The sequence below is a fragment of the Pseudarthrobacter sp. PS3-L1 genome, from assembly GCF_030063285.1.
Classification (GTDB): Bacteria; Actinomycetota; Actinomycetes; order Actinomycetales; family Micrococcaceae; genus Arthrobacter.
In genome coordinates this window covers 622,186-638,685 of record NZ_JASISU010000002.1, presented here as the reverse complement: position 1 = coordinate 638,685, position 16,500 = coordinate 622,186, and the positions used below count along the sequence as shown (strand labels likewise).

At 61.2% G+C, this 16,500-nt stretch carries 11 protein-coding genes; 8 read left to right on the top strand and 3 right to left on the bottom strand.

Translation table 11 applies throughout. From position 1 onward, the window contains the following. Window positions 1-183 precede the first annotated feature (183 nt). The 4 genes from QMG79_RS07340 (at window position 184) to QMG79_RS07325 (ending at window position 5,701) form a co-directional block, all read left to right on the top strand. Window positions 184-1,122, top strand: a complete 939-nt coding sequence (locus tag QMG79_RS07340) for a proteasome assembly chaperone family protein (RefSeq protein WP_283537904.1) — start codon at window positions 184-186, stop codon at window positions 1,120-1,122. Between the two features lie 115 nt (window positions 1,123-1,237). Then, window positions 1,238-2,572: an MFS transporter gene (locus QMG79_RS07335; protein ID WP_283537903.1), complete on the top strand. Its 1,335-nt coding sequence runs from the start codon at window positions 1,238-1,240 to the stop codon at window positions 2,570-2,572. Between the two features lie 221 nt (window positions 2,573-2,793). Next, window positions 2,794-4,131, top strand: a complete 1,338-nt coding sequence (locus QMG79_RS07330) for a DUF4192 domain-containing protein (protein ID WP_283537902.1) — start codon at window positions 2,794-2,796, stop codon at window positions 4,129-4,131. Window positions 4,132-4,393: 262 nt separating this feature from the next. Then, the gene (locus tag QMG79_RS07325) at window positions 4,394-5,701 is read left to right on the top strand and encodes an RNA polymerase sigma factor (RefSeq protein ID WP_283537901.1); all 1,308 of its coding nucleotides are present in this window, start codon (window positions 4,394-4,396) and stop codon (window positions 5,699-5,701) included. 203 nt (window positions 5,702-5,904) lie between these two features. On the opposite strand, the gene QMG79_RS07320 is transcribed toward QMG79_RS07325, so the two are convergent. Then, window positions 5,905-6,126 (bottom strand): DUF7455 domain-containing protein, encoded by a 222-nt coding sequence (locus QMG79_RS07320; RefSeq protein WP_283537900.1) that lies wholly within the window; start codon window positions 6,124-6,126, stop codon window positions 5,905-5,907. A gap of 221 nt (window positions 6,127-6,347) precedes the next feature. On the opposite strand from QMG79_RS07320, the gene QMG79_RS07315 reads away from it, so the two are divergent. Continuing rightward, the gene (locus QMG79_RS07315; protein ID WP_283537899.1) at window positions 6,348-8,456 is read left to right on the top strand and encodes a DNA gyrase/topoisomerase IV subunit B; all 2,109 of its coding nucleotides are present in this window, start codon (window positions 6,348-6,350) and stop codon (window positions 8,454-8,456) included. A gap of 80 nt (window positions 8,457-8,536) precedes the next feature. On the opposite strand, the gene QMG79_RS07310 is transcribed toward QMG79_RS07315, so the two are convergent. Together QMG79_RS07310 and QMG79_RS07305 are read right to left on the bottom strand one after the other, a co-directional pair. After that, window positions 8,537-9,562 (bottom strand): M56 family metallopeptidase, encoded by a 1,026-nt coding sequence (locus tag QMG79_RS07310; protein ID WP_283537898.1) that lies wholly within the window; start codon window positions 9,560-9,562, stop codon window positions 8,537-8,539. 6 nt (window positions 9,563-9,568) lie between these two features. Further along, a complete protein-coding gene (locus QMG79_RS07305) occupies window positions 9,569-9,955 on the bottom strand; it encodes a BlaI/MecI/CopY family transcriptional regulator (protein WP_283537897.1) in 387 nt (128 codons plus the stop codon). Between the two features lie 258 nt (window positions 9,956-10,213). Here QMG79_RS07305 and QMG79_RS07300 point away from each other — a divergent pair, with 258 nt between their 5' ends. The 3 genes from QMG79_RS07300 (at window position 10,214) to cydD (ending at window position 16,494) form a co-directional block, all read left to right on the top strand. Next, entirely contained in the window at window positions 10,214-11,830 is a 1,617-nt protein-coding gene (locus QMG79_RS07300) for a cytochrome ubiquinol oxidase subunit I (RefSeq protein WP_283537896.1), read from the top strand. Between the two features lie 79 nt (window positions 11,831-11,909). Next, window positions 11,910-12,959 carry a cytochrome d ubiquinol oxidase subunit II gene (gene cydB / locus QMG79_RS07295; RefSeq protein WP_283537895.1) on the top strand — a complete coding sequence of 350 codons (1,050 nt, stop codon included), beginning with the start codon at window positions 11,910-11,912 and terminating at the stop codon, window positions 12,957-12,959. Between the two features lie 7 nt (window positions 12,960-12,966). Then, window positions 12,967-16,494: a thiol reductant ABC exporter subunit CydD gene (gene cydD / locus QMG79_RS07290; protein WP_283537894.1), complete on the top strand. Its 3,528-nt coding sequence runs from the start codon at window positions 12,967-12,969 to the stop codon at window positions 16,492-16,494. Window positions 16,495-16,500 lie beyond the last annotated feature (6 nt).

The window sequence follows — 16,500 nt, the reverse complement described above, 5'->3', positions numbered from 1 at the left end:
GGTGGCTTCCACCTGCGCTCAGCTCATGTGCCGGCACTTTTGATCGTAGTCTCTTGGCACACTGAGTGGGCAATTCCCTGAGATGTGCGCCACAGTTGCAGGCAGTGCAAGCGCCAAGGAATGGACCTGGGTGCTGGCGCGTTGAAAGGAGTAAATCACCCGTCACCACGAAAGGACGACGCCGTGCTTGAACGGATTTCAGGGTCGCTGCTCGACCCGGATGCCCTCTATGCCAGTAACATCGGCCTGTTTCATAGCCCAGAACTCCGTGGACTGAACATGGTGATGGGTTTTACCGGCTTTGCAGACGCTGGTCAGGTGGTGCGGCAGATCAACGCTGAGTTGCTGGACTCACCGGATGCCGAACCAGTGGCAGTTTTCGACGCCGACCAGCTCATCGACTACCGTTCCCGACGCCCCCACCTGTCCTTCGTGGAAGATCATATCCAGGACTACCAGGCGCCCCGGTTGGCTCTTTACCGCCTCATGGATGGGTTGGGGAAGCCCTATCTCCTGCTTGCGGGATTCGAACCCGACCTGCAGTGGGAGCGATTCGCACGTGCGGTGGTAGGAATTGTGGAGAAGCTCGACGTCAACTTGGTGACATGGATCCACTCCATCCCCATGCCTGTGCCGCACACCAGGCCCGTCGGGGTGACAGTGCATGGCAATCGGCCCGAACTCATCGAAGGTATCTCTGTCTGGAAACCCACTGTTGAGGTCCCGGCGGCCATTGGCCACATCCTGGAGCTTCGCCTGATTGAGGCGGGCCGGGGGGTCGCCGGGTACGTTATCCATGTTCCGCACTATCTTGCTGATGCCGAATATCCCACCGCAGCCGTCGCCGGGCTGGAGTACCTTGGCGCGGCAACGTCGCTGATGCTTCCCAGTGACAGGCTGCGGGAGGCTGGCCGTGAGGTGGGTCGCCAGATCGCAGACCAGGTGAGCGCCTCCGAGGACGTCCAGCAGGTTGTCTCGCGCCTGGAAACCAAATACGACGAAAAGGCTGAGGGAACAGTGCGTCGGTCGTTGCTGGCTGACGAGAACGATGAGCTCCCCGACGCAGACGCCCTCGGTGCGGCCGTAGAGGCTTATCTGGCACGTGAGAATCCCACGGCCTGAGTCCCTTTACGAGTCCACCGCTGGCAGGCGCGGAGGTGTTGACCCTGTAGTCTCCTTCTCTGCTGGATCCTCAGTCTCAGGGAAGTCATCGCTGGCCGGACGGCATAATGGGACTGTGACTGCACCCCGCGCATGGCTCATCTGGACCGTCGGTATTTTCTCGTATCTGGTGGCCGTCTCCCAGCGAACCTCTTTCGGTGTGGCTGGAATCGAAGCCACGGAGCGATTTCAGGCAAGTGCGGCGGCAATCTCGTCCTTCACCGTCCTGCAGCTGCTGGTCTATGCGGGCCTGCAAATTCCCGTGGGGATCCTGGTTGACAGGTTTGGATCACGGGCAATGATCGCCGCTGGTGCGGTCCTCATGGGGCTGGGACAGCTGCAGATGGCTTTTGCCGACACGGTTCCGGCAGGGGTTTTGGGCAGGGTTCTCGTGGGTGCGGGTGATGCAATGACGTTTATTTCCGTCATTCGGCTGATCCCTCTGTGGTTCGCACCAGCAAAGGTGCCGCTGGTCACTCAACTGACAGGCATGTCCGGCCAACTTGGCCAGCTTTTCAGCGTTGTGCCATTTGCTTTGGTCCTCGGTGCGGCAGGGTGGACGCCCGCCTTTCTGATGCTCGCTGGCATGGGTGGTCTTGCCGCGGTCCTGGTTTTGATTCTGCTTCAGGATGCGCCACCGGGGGTGCAAGCCAGGGCCTCCAACCAGGGCATCAGGGACATCGGTCGTTCCCTCCGCCACGCCTGGCAGCAGCCAGGTACGCGCCTTGGCATGTGGAGCCACTTCACCATCCAGTTTGCAGGCACGGTTTTCGCCATGACCTGGGGATATCCGTTCCTGATCTCTGGGCAGGGGCTCGATTCGGCAACCGTCGCGGGGCTCATGTCCCTCTACGTCGCAACTGCCATGGCAGTCGGGCCTTTTTTTGGCCGCTTTGTCTCGCGTCACCCCCTTCGGCGTTCCACCATGGTGCTGCTCATTGCGGGGATGACTGCGCTTGCCTGGGCTGCGGTGCTGCTGTATCCCGGGCGGTCGCCACTGTGGCTCCTGGCCGTCCTTGTGGTGGTGCTCGCTGTCGGCGGTCCAGGATCAATGATTGGATTCGACTTCGCCAGAACTTTCAACCCTGCGCACCGGATGGGGACGGCCACCGGAATTGTCAACGTAGGTGGCTTCTTCGCAGCGCTTATTGCGATTTTTCTTGTTGGTACCATTCTGGACATTCTCTACGCCACAGGCTATTCGCAGGGGGAACTCTACGGCCTTGATGCATTTCGCATTGCCCTCAGCGTGCATTTCCTCCTGCTTGCTGTTGGATCAACGGCCATCCTGGCAGCCAAGAAGAAAGTCCGGCACCAGATGGCAGCCCAGGGTGTGGTTGTGCAGCCTCTGTTGCGAACCATGGCCGAGCAACGTCGACAGCGCCGCGATCTACGCAGGGAGAATCAGTAGCTCTTCGGGGACCATAAAGCCGAGCGTCCCTGCCCGGCGGTTGCCATTCTCTTTCAATCGCTCGCGGGCAGCTCTTCTTCGCTTTCGTAGCTATCGTGCCCGAGCCTGTCTCGCGGAGCCAGGCTGCGTGTCGGGCATGTCGCGAACTCCGAGCGGGATCGTTATCCACATAGTGTGATTGCCCCCTGGAAGCACCGCGCGGGACGCAGGACTGTGGTGCCATGACTATATCGGAGACGCTCCGCGCAGGCGGGCCGCAGGACATTCTTGGTTTCATTCCGCATTCCCTCGGGTACTGGCCGCGGCAAAGCCTGGTAGCGATCACGGTCCAGGGCAAGAGACTGGGTGCAACACTTCGCGTTGACCTGCCGCGCGGGGATGAATGCACGGAGGGTCCGGACGCCACCCTGTCTCGATTCTCGGAAACTGTGCGCGATTACCTCCTACAGGACACGGCGGCGGACGCTTCACTCCTGGCAATCTACAGTTCTGATGCCTGGTCTTCCCTGAGTGAGCGTCTAACCGGTCTCCTAGGTTCCCTCAGTGCAACGCTGGGTGCCGCCGGCCTGCCGGTCCGCGATGCCTGGTTTGTTGGAGAGGAGAGGTGGCGGGACGCCTTTTGTTTCGATCGGGTGTGTTGTCCTTCGTGGGGGAGACCTCTTTCTGAGATTTCGGACAGCTTCCTCAGTGCAGAACTGATCCTGCGCGGAAGTCGTGTGGACAGTGGTCCGGACGCACTCGTGTCACCTGCTGCGACGGCGCTCCCAGCGGAAATTCTGGCCGAGGAGCGGTGGTTGGGTGATCTTCGGCTGCGTGAGCACAGCAGGCCACAGTTCCTGGCCGTGCTCGAATGCTGGCATAGGGCTATGGGCGATGGTGCGGTCCTCCGCCATTCCCGTGCTGGAGCGCTCCACAAGGAGGCGAACATTGGGGCGTACCTATGCGCCACCCTCCGGATCCCCGCCTGGCGGGATGCAATCCTTGTGATGGCTGCGGCCGGTGCAGGGGTCGCCTTGGTGGGGGTTCAGGATTTTGGACTTTTTGATGATGAAACTGACGTAGGACAGACGCTGTGGCCGTGGTCAGAAAAGGCGACTGAGGAGCCGACGGTGCAGGAACAAGCCGGCAAAAGTCCAAGGACCGGGAATGGCGGCGGAAAGGTTTCTGCCGGATTTTCCAACGCGTTGATTGCCGAGTGCGGGCACTGTACCCCGCTGCGGATGCGAAATAGCGCTCCAGGCTATGGGGAAGTCCTCCTGGGCATGGCTCCCTCGGTGCCTCTGTGGGACCATGTGGAAGGCCTTGAGGCTGCCCTGGAACAGTGCATCCTGCGCGGCACTCCCGAGGCTAAAGCCGCAGCCCTGACGGGAAAGGGTTGGATTGAGTGGTGCCGGGGCCGGGGTTCCTATGCAAGTGTCTATCTCAACCGGGCGTTGGTGACCGAACCAGGCTATCGACTCGCAGAGCTTTTGCAGGATCTGGTGGGGCGGGGGACTCTGTGCGGCTGGGCAGGAAAGCCAGAATCTGCGTGGCAGAAATTTCGGCCGGACCCGGCATAGCGTGGTGTCCCGGGCTGGAAAATTACTGAGCCTAGGCCGCTAATTGACAAAGTCGTGAGACAATAGACGCTGAGACCCGGTTGGGTCCGTGAATCAGATGAATCGGAATGTGACCGGAAACGGGAACATTTCGCCTCGTTTGGCAGTTGTTGAGTGTGACTCTGCTTTCCGTGCGATCATCTATTGCTTTCCACGGACTTGACAGGGTCATAGTGGTGTTGCCCGTACGGCGATCCACAGACCGCTGCTAGAAAGGTTTTCTGTGACCCCCTCTTCCGCGAAGACGGAATCTACCGACCAGACTGAGCTGTCCCCTGAGGAGAAGCAAGCCGCGACGAACGCCAAGCGTGCTGCCACAAGGGCGGCAAACAAAGCTATCCGCGAAGCTGCTGGCGATGGCGCCGGCGGCGATGCGAAGCCTGCGCCCAAGAAGCGCGGCCCAAAGCCTGGCGCAAAGGCAGCTGCTGAGGCAGCAGGTAAAGCCGCTGATGATGACTCCGACGAAGACCAGGACGACCTGGGGCCGGATGGTTCCGAGCCTGCCGAGGACTCCGATCTTGCCGGTGCCAAGGCTGCTGCCGCGGCTACGGGGAAGGGCTTCGTCTACTCCGATGCGGATGACGACGATGCCCCCGTGCAGCAGGTCATGTCCGCAGGCGCCACGGCGGATCCTGTAAAGGACTACCTGAAGCAGATCGGCAAGGTCGCCCTGCTGAACGCTGAGCAGGAAGTCGACCTTGCCCTCCGCATCGAGGCCGGGCTGTTTGCCGAGGAGAAGATTGCTGCAGACGACGGCGCGATGGATCCGAAGTTCAAGCGTGAGCTCGAATTCATCATCCACGACGGCAAGCGTGCAAAAAATCACCTCCTGGAAGCGAACCTTCGCCTTGTTGTTTCCCTCGCCAAGCGCTACACAGGCCGTGGAATGTTGTTCCTTGACCTCATCCAGGAGGGTAACCTCGGGCTGATCCGCGCTGTTGAGAAGTTTGACTACACCAAGGGATTCAAGTTTTCCACGTATGCCACGTGGTGGATCCGCCAGGCAATCACCCGCGCCATGGCAGACCAGGCGCGTACTATCCGTATTCCCGTCCACATGGTCGAGGTCATCAACAAGCTTGCCCGTGTGCAGCGCCAGATGCTTCAGGACCTGGGACGCGAACCAACACCGGAAGAGCTCGCTCTTGAGCTGGACATGACCCCCGAGAAGGTCGTCGAGGTCCAGAAGTACGGTCGGGAACCCATTTCGCTCCATACACCCCTTGGTGAAGACGGCGACTCCGAGTTCGGTGACCTCATCGAGGACTCTGAGGCAGTGGTCCCGGCAGACGCAGTGAGCTTCACCCTCCTGCAGGAGCAGCTCCACTCGGTCCTGGACACGCTATCCGAGCGTGAGGCCGGTGTGGTGGCCATGCGGTTCGGGCTCACTGACGGACAGCCGAAGACTTTAGACGAAATCGGCAAGGTCTATGGTGTAACGCGGGAACGCATCCGCCAGATCGAATCAAAGACTATGTCTAAGCTCCGCCATCCTTCACGCTCTCAGGTACTGCGCGACTACCTGGACTGAGAGCTGAACAATGTTTCGTCGGGAGGCACTCTTCACATTGTGAAGGGTGCCTCTTTTTTTGGTTCGTTTATTACACGGCCAGTGTCGTGTCCTTGCCCGACGTGTGGCACTAGACACTCTTGAACACACAAAAAAGCAGGGCATCCCCTCTGGGGATACCCTGCTCTGCAGCTCAATGCTGCATTGTGGCCTGTGTCGTGAAATCAGTCGGCTGAGACCGGTTCCTTTTCGTGGAGCCTGCCGGTCTCGTCGTGCCAGTCGGAGCTCAGCGGCTTGAGCTTCGCTTCGACTGAACGGGCGTGGTGGCCGCAGAAGAGCAGCTCACCGCCGGAGGACTCAAGTACAACACGGACATATGCCTGTGCTCCACAACGATCGCACCGGTCCAGTGCATTGAGCATGCGGTCCGCAATTGCTGCTGTCATTTCGGCCTCCTCAGTAGATCTGTTCCTCTATATAACCAGCATTCGGAGTCAGACTAGGCTACGGATGGCCGACTTTCGCTGTCCGCGTATCACGTGTCCGTAACGACGGTGTCCGAGCCGGGGGTTGCCGGTGTTGCGACAAGAGTCCAGGCCCGCTGCCGACTAGGCTTGGTACAGCCCCTACGGGCCAAGATTGACGTACCAAAGGAGCGCACCCCGACGTGGCACCAAGTTCTGATTACACTGCACGGCACCTCTCTGTCCTGGAGGGTCTTGAGGCTGTTCGGAAGCGACCGGGCATGTACATCGGTTCCACTGACTCCCGAGGTCTCATGCACTGCCTGTGGGAGATCATCGACAACTCTGTTGACGAGGCGCTGGCAGGATTTGGTCATGACATCAAGGTGATCCTGCATGCCGACAATTCCGTGGAAATCCACGACGACGGTCGTGGCATTCCGATTGACAAGGAGCCGAAGACCGGCCTGACGGGTGTTGAGGTGGTTTTCACGAAGCTCCACGCCGGCGGAAAGTTCGGCGGGGGTTCCTACACTGCCTCCGGTGGCCTTCACGGTGTTGGTGCGTCAGTGGTGAATGCACTGTCGGCACGTTTGGACGTTGAGGTCGACAGGGGCAGTAAGACTTACCGGATGTCCTTCCGCCGCGGTGAGCCAGGCCGGTTCCAGGACGCTGGCCGGCGCGCAGATCCTGCGGCGGAGTTCGTTCCCTTTGTGGATGATTCAGTGCTGGACATCGCGGGGAAGCCCAAGCGAGGGGTGACCGGAACCAGGATTCGTTACTGGGCTGACCGGCAGATCTTCACGAAGGATGCCAAATTCTCCTATGACGAACTCGCCTCCCGGGCCCGTCAGACTTCCTTCCTCGTCCCCGGACTCAAAATTACAGTGCGCGATGAACGCCGAGTCCCGGGGACGCCCGGGGAGGCTGGTCCGCATGAGGAAGTTTTCCACCACGACGGGGGGCTCTCGGAATTTGTCGACTTCCTGGCCATCGATGCAGGAGTTACTGATGTCTGGCGCCTGCATGGTTCCGGCAAGTTCAAGGAGACGGTCCCTGTCCTCGACGACAAAGGTCACAGCGAACTGGCCGAAATTGAACGGGACTGCGAAGTTGATATAGCGCTGCGCTGGGGAATAGGTTACGACACAACTGTGCGCAGCTTCGTGAACATTATTTCTACCCCGAAGGGCGGCACGCACCAGTCCGGTTTTGAGCAGGCCCTTGTCAAGACGTTCCGCAAGGCAGTTGAAGCCAACGCCCGCAAACTCAAAGCGGGGAACGACAAGATTGACAAGGATGACATTTTTGCCGGCCTGACGGCGGTACTGACAGTCCGCCTTGCCGAGCCGCAGTTTGAGGGCCAGACGAAGGAAATCCTTGGCACCTCAGCCGTTCGGGCCATCGTATCCCGCGTTGTTGAGCAGGAAATCACTGCCAAGCTCGGCTCCGCGCAGCGTGCCGACAAGGCGCAAAGCGCACAGCTGCTCGAGAAAATCGTCGCCGAGATGAAATCGCGTATTTCGGCGCGAGTGCATAAGGAAACCCAACGTCGAAAGAATGCGTTGGAGACCTCGTCCATGCCTACCAAGCTTGCCGACTGCCGCACGGACGATGTTCTTAGATCTGAACTGTTTATAGTCGAGGGTGACTCGGCGCTGGGCACTGCCCGGCGCGCTCGGTCCTCGGATTTTCAAGCCCTGCTTCCGATTCGAGGCAAGATCCTGAACGTACAGAAGGCATCGGTGGGGGACATGCTTTCCAATGCCGAATGTGCCGCGCTGATTCAGGTGGTGGGTGCTGGTTCAGGCCGCAGCTTCGACATTGCGGCTGCCCGCTATGGGAAAGTGATTCTCATGACAGACGCCGACGTCGATGGCGCGCACATCAGGACACTTCTCCTGACGCTGTTCTTCCGTTACATGCGTCCGATGATCGATGATGGTCGCGTGTACGCCGCTGTCCCGCCGCTGCACCGGGTAGAGGTCATTAACTCCGGTCAGAAGGCAAACGAGATGATCTATACCTACTCTGAGTCGGAACTTCACACGCTACTCAAGCGGCTTGTCAAAGAAAAAAAGCGCTATAAGGAGCCCATCCAGCGGTACAAGGGCCTCGGCGAAATGGACGCAGAGCAACTGGCCGAGACCACCATGGACCCCCGCCATCGCATGCTGCGCAAGGTGAACATAGAAAACGCCCAGCAGGCTGAATCAATGTTTGATCTTTTGATGGGATCAGATGTTGCCCCTCGCAAGGACTTCATCATCGCTGGTGCCGCTGGCCTGGACCGAGAGCGCATCGACGCCTGAGATGAGGGACGGCTCGACACTATTCCAAGATTGGGGGAGGGGGTCCAGCTGCTGGCCCACCACTCACGGCGCAAGCAGTGTCAGCCGAGCAGGCCCGGCACAATCAGGAGTGCCGTCGGGACGGCCAGCAGCATCCCGCACAGGAGCAGCACAGCACCTGTGGTGACTGGCGCCAGAGGCTCCTGCGGGGACAAAAGACGACTCACCCGGGACGCTGTGGTCCGCGCGGAATCCGACGCTTGCATGAGCTCTAGCGACGGGGACGCCGGGTAACCGACCGCAGGCGAGAGGGTGTCAGTGCGCTCTTGGGCGTCAGGTCCGGATTGTGCGAAGCGTGCAGCCGCCTTCGCGCGTTCTGGCGCACTGGCCACTATCGCAATAGCTTTGATTAGGGACGCCTTGCTCTCCGTCTTAAGGGCCACGTCATCAGCCAGCATCTCGATCAGGGAGTTGACTGCGTCCTGTGCAAGCCGGGTCGTTGGCAGCCATGGCAGGGCCTGACGCCAGGCGGCAAATGCCCAAAGCAGCAGGTGATGTCGCTGGCTCAGGTGGGCATTTTCATGGCGCAGGACGGCCCGCAGTTCGTCAGGCTCCAGTGCGGACATGAGCCCATCGGAAAGGACAGTCACGGACCTCGCACCTCCGGGTAGGCAGTAAGCCACCGGAGAGTCGTGGTTGATGACCATGGTCGCTGAACCGTCTGCGGTCGGCTTGGCCAGGAGGTCGAGGAGTTCCCGATGCCTACCGCGTTGCCTTTGGATGCGCAGGTACGTCAGCAGCAGTGTGAAAAGAAGATGGACAGTCAACAACGCTGCTGCCGAGAGGGCAAAGATGTGCCAGAAGCCCAGAACTGTGGTGGGAGCGTTGAACAAGACCATGCCGGCGACGGCACGCACTCCGGCAATGAGGTTTTCGCCCGCAGGTTCGAGACCGTAAACAAGCATTGCGCCAATCATTGACAAACCACCCGCCAAGGCGATGGTTTGCCAAAGAATCATGGCGGTGAAGGGCGCCCGTGCGGGCCACTGCGCACGGGAGAGCATGATAGGCACTGGCCATGCCAGCGCTATCGCGAGGACCGCCAGAAGATATGAGGTCCAGAACATGGTCGGTCAGTCGCGACCCAGGAGCTTACGCAGGGTCTCCGCTTCGGTCGAGGTGACGGAGCCAATGAAACGGGCGAGGACCGCCTCCCGGTCTGGAGCGGAGCCCAAGACTTCGTGCATGAGTTCGGCAGTGTGGTCAGCCCTGCTTGAGACGGCCTGGTAGCGGTGCGGGCGCATTCCGCGCTCCCGTTCGACCAAGCCTTTTTTCTCCAGCCGGGAAAGAACCGTCAACACCGTGGTGACGGCAAGTTCCTTGCCCTCGTGTCCGGCAGTTCCTCCGACGGCAACCGAGGTTTGCGCAAGTTGATCGCGCAGGGTGTTTGCTGTGGCCGCTTCACGACCAGCCCACAGGAGGTCCATGACCGCTCTTTCCAGATCCCCAAGGCTTGCCATTCGATTCTTCTTTCGGTTCCAGCGGCCGCCTGCTGATGTCCGGCCGTCATCGTTCTTAAATACTTCACCAAACTTTACAGGGTTTTCGCGCGTGTTTCTACGTTCAGTAGAACTAACGCCGGTGCCTTATGAGTCGTTGGACCCTAGTGGCGGTTGGATTTCGCTGGGATACTTCATGTGTTCTACACTCGGCAGAAGTTGATTTCTACGTTCTGTAGAATTCAAACTGAAGAAACCCCGCCAACAGTTGGGACCGCCTTGGACGCCTTGGAAATTGCCCGGTGGCAATTCGGAATTACTACCGTCTACCACTTCATGATGGTGCCGCTGACCATCGGCCTAGGCCTCGTGGTCGCTGTCATCCAGACCGCATGGGTGCGTACCGGCAAGCAGGAGTACCTGCGGATGACCAAGTTTTGGGGCAAGCTGTTCCTGATCAACTTCATCATGGGTGTTGCCACGGGCATCGTCCAGGAGTTCCAGTTCGGGATGGCCTGGAGCGAATACAGCCGGTTCGTAGGAGATGTTTTCGGTGCCCCCCTGGCTCTCGAAGCGCTTCTGGCCTTCTTCGTTGAATCGACCTTCCTGGGCCTGTGGATCTTCGGCTGGAAGCAGCTGAAACCCAAGGTTCACCTGGCGTGCCTGTGGATTGCGGTGATTGGCTCCGTATTCTCCGCCTACTTCATCATCGTGGCCAACAGTTGGATGCAGCACCCGGTTGGTGTTGAGATGATCGATGGCCGACCCGTCATGACGGACGCCTGGGCAGTCTTCACCAACAACACGGCCCTAGTGGCCGTCCCGCACACTATCCTTGGCGCCTTGGCCGTTGCTGGCGGTTTCCTCCTCGGCATCTCGTGGTATCACCTGTGGCGCCGTCGCAAGGACGGGATCGACACTGTTGGTCCCGATGGGAAGGTCGTTCCCGGATCCAGTACCACTCCTGGGCGGGATAAGGGCGACCATACCGTCTGGATCCGGTCCCTTCGGATCGGTGCAGTGGTTGCCATGATCTCCTTTGCAGGCACCGCTATTACCGGAGATGTGCAGGGCAAACTGATGTTCGAACAGCAGCCCATGAAGATGGCTGCGGCCGAGGCGGCCTGCCATGACGGTACCGGCTTCTCCATTCTCAGCGTTGGCAACCTCGGTTCCAAGAACTGTGATGACATCAAGGCCCTTATCGAGGTTCCCGGAATCCTCTCCTTCCTGGCCAAGGGCGACTTCACCACCGAGGTCCAGGGTGTCAACAGTCTGCTGGACCAGTACAAGGCCGATTATGGAACCAATCTGCCGGACAACCCGATCTACGGCGAGCGTGCGGGCCAGGAAATCGACTACGTTCCGGTCATGGAAGTCACCTACTGGGGTTTCCGAGCCATGATCGGCTTCGGCGGGCTGGCTGCCCTAGCAGCGCTTGTGGCGCTCTGGATCACACGTAAGGGCACCGTGCCAGCATCGCCCTGGCTGATGCGTCTCGCTGTTCTTGGCATCATGGCCCCCTTCGGGGCCAACGCGGCAGGCTGGATCTTTACCGAGATGGGGCGCCAGCCCTTTGTGGTGGCTCCCAATCCTGACATGAACGGAATAGACCAGGTCTTCATGTTTACTGCGGCTGCGGTGTCCCCTGGCGTTACAGCAGGGGAGTTACTCACCTCGCTGGTGGTGCTCGCGACGATCTACGGTGTGCTCCTGGTGGTGGAGGTCAAGCTCCTTGTCACCTACGTGAGGGGCGGTGTCGTTTCGGCAATGCCCGAACTCGCTCACGGCGGGGACGCATCCGGTGGCCATGACGGTACTGAGGATGAGGATGACCCCGGAGCAAGTGGCCGCAACGCCAAGGAGGGTGACGATGTCCTTGCCTTCGCCTACTGACCCAGTGCGTGATGGCCCACGTACCCAGAAGATCCGTCCGGTCACTGCACAGCTCAACAGAACGGCATAGGACTACAGTATGGAACTACTCCCCACCATCTGGTTTATCGCCATTGCGGTGCTCTGGACCGGCTACCTCTTCCTTGAGGGATTCGATCTTGGCGTCGGCATGCTCATGAAGCTCTTTGCCCGCAACAACACCGAGCGTCGAGTCCTGCTCAACACTGTCGGTCCGGTCTGGGATGGAAACGAAGTCTGGCTTCTGACAGCGGCGGGCGCAACCTTCGCGGCCTTTCCAATGTGGTACGCCTCCCTCTTTTCTGCACTCTACCTCCCACTCCTGGTGGTTCTTGCAGCCCTTATCTTCCGAGCAGTGGCGTTCGAATATCGCGGCAAAATCAATACGCGGCAGTGGCGGAACCGCTGGGACTGGGCCATTGCCCTTGGCTCATTCTTTGCAGCGTTCGGTGTTGGCGCGGCGTTGGCCTTGACCACCACGGGCCTGCCGCTGAATGCCAACGGCGACCGCGAGGGTGGTCCGCTTGCCTGGTTCAGTGGCTATGCGCTGCTCGGTGGTCTCGGCGTCGTTGGTTTTTCCCTGATCCATGCGCTTGCTTTCCTGGCGCTCAAGACAGACGGCGAGATCCGTGTCCGGGCACGTCGGTGGTTTGTCAGGCTCCTGCCGGCTCTTCTGGTTCCCCTGGTGGGGTGGGCTGTGAGCGTCCAGCTCCTGACTGGCACACTCTGGACCTGGTTGGTTCTGATGGGTGCGGTTATAGCCGCTGCGGCTGCATGGTCTGCCGAGCGAAAGGGCGCCGAAGGCAAAGCTTTTGTCCTTCTCGGTATCGCGCTGGTGGGTTCAACCGGGGCAATCTTCGGTGCGGCTTTCCCTGTGGTCCTGCCCTCGACGCTCGATCCCGCTTTCAACCTCACCATCAGCAATGCCTCCTCGTCTGACTACACCCTGGGACTGATGAGCATTGTGGCGGCCGTAGGACTACCCCTGGTGATCGCCTACCAGTCCTGGACCTACTGGGTGTTCCGCCGTCGTGTCAGCGCGGCCCATATCCCGGAAGCCCATAGTTTCTTACCGGCCATTGCTGCCAAAGCACTCCTAAAGAAAGACTGATTTTTCCGTGCGTCCTGAACTTCCCAAGGGTCCCGCAGCGCGGGCAGCCCTTTACATCCTGGGCCTGATTGCCGCGTTGAAGGCGCTGTCTCTGGTCCTCATGGCCCAGGCAGTCGCTTCACTGTTGTCCAGCCTGGCCAGCAGTGCAGTCGCTGAAGCGGGCTCTGTTGGCCCGGTCCTGGACTGGCAGGCCCAGATGTATCTTGGCGCCGCTGGAGTACTCCTGCGGGCCGTGACCGTATGGGCACAGGGCGTGGCAGCTCGCCGGGCAGCCCTCGGGGTCAAGGAAGAACTGCGGGCCAGCCTTCTTTCGCGGGCACTGCGGGACGCGCCGGGGGACGGTGGAGGGCGCGACGGCGGCCTGGCAGTCCTGGCCACACGGGGCCTGGATGCGCTGGACAATTACTACACACAGTTCCTCCCGGCGTTGGTCAACTGTGCGACGATCCCCCTCCTGATCGGTGTCCGGATCCTTTTCGCTGACTGGGTCAGCGCCCTGGTGGTGGTACTAACAGTGCCGCTGGTTCCACTGTTCATGGTGTTGATCGGACGCTACACAGAGGACAAGGTCAGCGACGCGCAGGCAGCGCTGTCCCGGCTTTCCAGCCACATGCTCGAATTGGCGAAGGGCCTCCCGGTCCTGGTTGGGCTTGGCCGTGCGAGCGCGCAGCGACAGGCGTTGGAAGACATCTCGGGGGACTATCGGGACAAGACCATGGGTACCCTCCGGACCGCATTCCTGTCGGCGTTGGCGCTGGAACTGATCTCGACCCTGTCGGTCGCAGTCGTAGCCGTCTTCATCGGAGTGCGGTTGGTCCATGGGGATATGCCCCTTGAGGCAGGGCTGCTGGCATTGATCCTTGCTCCTGACTGCTACCTGCCACTGCGGGAGCTCGGTACCGCTCACCATGCCAGCGATGATGGCAGGGCAGCTCTGTCTGCCGCCCGCGCCACAACTGAAGCTCCGGAGCCCCTGGCATTGCCCATCGCCCATCCCTCCCGCAGGACTGCCGGCGACTCGGCGCCAAGGGCGATCACCGCCGTCGGCCTGAGCGTGACGTACCCCGGACGGCAGGCCGCCGCGGTGGGGCCCTTGGATTTCAGCGCCCCTGCTGGACTTGTCACAGCCCTCGACGGGCCCAGCGGCGTTGGCAAGAGTACTGTCTTAGCGGTGCTGGCCGGGGCTGTGCGCGGGGGAACGGGGACCACCGTGGTGGGTGCCCTGACCGGAGTGGACCGTCAACGGATCGCCTATGTTCCGCAGCATCCCGTCCTGGTCGAAGACAGCGCACTGGAGGAAGTACAGCTCTACCTTGCCAGTGCCGACACTCACGTGGGAGTAGGGGCTGCGGCCCATGAATCGGCAATCTCTGCCGCGACCGCGCAGCAGTGCCTCGAAGCTGCTGCTGCTGGTCATCTGGCACACAAGCACCCTGCTGAACTGAGCCCCGGGGAACTACGTCGGGTGGCGTTCGCCTGTGGGCTGGCCCGGATCCATGCCGGTGCCACGCTCCTACTCCTTGACGAGCCGACTGCGCACCTTGACGATGCGTCAGCTACGCTGCTCCGGACTACCATCGAAACCCTCCGCGGACGTGTGACAACCATCCTCATTGCACACGATTCCGCGACGCGCGAGATCGCGGACCGGACAGTGAGCGTCGGCGCGGGGTTGCCCCTCGGAGTTGCTGCCCATGCAAGCGCCCGCGTCGGGCGCAGCGAGTGGGTGGGCGCCAGTGCCCGCGGCACCACCGCTGTACGTCCACACGCTGACGTGGCCACCAGTAGCCTGGCCGGTGTGACAACAGGCGATGCGCACGATGTCCCACAGACGGTCCTAGCCGCCTCGGCAGGCTCCGACGACGTGGCGCCGGGGAACCTGCCTGCCAGCGCAGGCCTGGGTACCGTGACCATTCTGCGCCGCCTGTTGGCTCCGGTGCGGGCAAAGTTCCTGCTGGCAGGGCTCCTGGGCACCCTGGCAGCGCTGTTCGCCGTCGCGCTTTCTGGCCTCTCGGGGTGGTTGATCATCAGGGCGTCAGAGCAACCGCCCATCCTCTACCTGCTTACGGCAATAGTTGGTGTGAGGTTCTTTGGTATTGGCCGGGCTGTCCTGAGATACACGGAGCGACTTGTCCTCCACGACGCTGTCTTTTCGGCCCTAACAACTCTCCGTGGCAGGCTCTGGGAATCCCTGAGCCGGCGGGCCCTGTCACTGCGTCGTCTTTTGCAGGGTGGGAGCGTGCTGGGTACCGTCATTGACGACGTAGACACTGTCCGTGACCTGATTCCCCGCGTGGCGTTGCCCCCCGTGACAGCGCTGGGCGTGGGTGCCGCCGCCGTCATCACCACTGCGCTTCTCGTTCCAGCGGCACTGCCTGCGACGGTGGGAGCGCTGATCCTGAGCCTGCTGGTGGCTCCCGTAGTGTCCCTCGTTGCTGACCGTCGGGCTGCCGTCCAGGAGCAGCTCCTGCGGCAAGGCGTCCTGCGGCGTATTTCTTCGGCTCTCGATGGCCGCGCGGCACTGCAGGTCAACGCTGTTGCGCCCACAATCCTTGCCCGGCTCCGAAAAGCGGACCGGGAAGCAACTGCCGCCACGCAGCGTACTGCGTGGGCCGAAGGCCTGGGCCAGGGCATCACCGTTGCAGCATGCGGTGGCGCGGCACTGCTGAGCCTGTTCCTCGCCGGGCCAGGGATTGCCGACGGCAGCATTGCCCCGGAAATAGCCGCAGTTGTTGTCCTCATGCAGTTGGCACTTGTGGAATCCTACGCTGGGATGACAACAGCAGTGCGGCAGTTCCCTGCACTGCGGGCTGTCACGCGACGCATGGCCGCTGCCGGAGTTTTTGAGCGTGAGCACGCGGCCGACGGCGACGGGTTGGTTCCCGTTGCGCCGCTCAACGGTGGATCCGAGGGCGTGAAGCTGTCGCACCTCTCCGCAGCGTGGTCGGGAGGGGAACCCGTCTTTAGGGGACTCAATGCCACAGTGGAACCTGGGCGCTGGCTCGCAGTCACGGGGCCTTCCGGTTCAGGGAAGTCGACGCTTCTTTCAGTACTGCTTGGCTTCCTCGCGCCAGCTGCTGGATCGGTGCAGGTCACGGGGCGGGCAGCATGGTGTCCACAGGAAGCCCATCTGTTCGATTCCACGATCCGCGGCAACCTCCTTGTTGCCTGTGAACCAGGTGCAGGTGGTGGATCCGCGGCATTGGAACCGGCCATGCGCGATGCGCTCGCATGCGTTGGCCTGTCGAGCCTGCTGCGCCGGCTGCCGCAAGGACTCGACACCCGAATCGGTCCGGGCGGTGCGTTCCTCAGCGGCGGCGAACGGCAACGGCTTGCGGTGGCCCGAACGCTGATGTCGGGCGCCGACGTCGTGCTTCTCGACGAGCCCACAGCACACCTGGACGCCGAGATTGGGGAGACCATGCTGCATGATCTCCGGCGCGGACTCAACAACCGCACGGTAATCCTCGTGACGCACAACGCCGCGGACATCAGCAGCGACGACCAGTTGCTCCGGTTGGCTCACGTGGCGTGAGCGCCG

Excerpts from the sequence above, each read along its gene's own strand:
- cydB (WP_283537895.1), top strand. The coding sequence starts at position 11,910 with ATGGAACTACTCCCCACCATCTGGTTTATCGCCATTGCGGTGCTCTGG.
- QMG79_RS07305 (WP_283537897.1), bottom strand. The coding sequence starts at position 9,955 with ATGGCAAGCCTTGGGGATCTGGAAAGAGCGGTCATGGACCTCCTGTGG.
- QMG79_RS07330 (WP_283537902.1), top strand. The coding sequence starts at position 2,794 with ATGACTATATCGGAGACGCTCCGCGCAGGCGGGCCGCAGGACATTCTT.
- QMG79_RS07310 (WP_283537898.1), bottom strand. The coding sequence starts at position 9,562 with ATGTTCTGGACCTCATATCTTCTGGCGGTCCTCGCGATAGCGCTGGCA.
- QMG79_RS07320 (WP_283537900.1), bottom strand. The coding sequence starts at position 6,126 with ATGACAGCAGCAATTGCGGACCGCATGCTCAATGCACTGGACCGGTGC.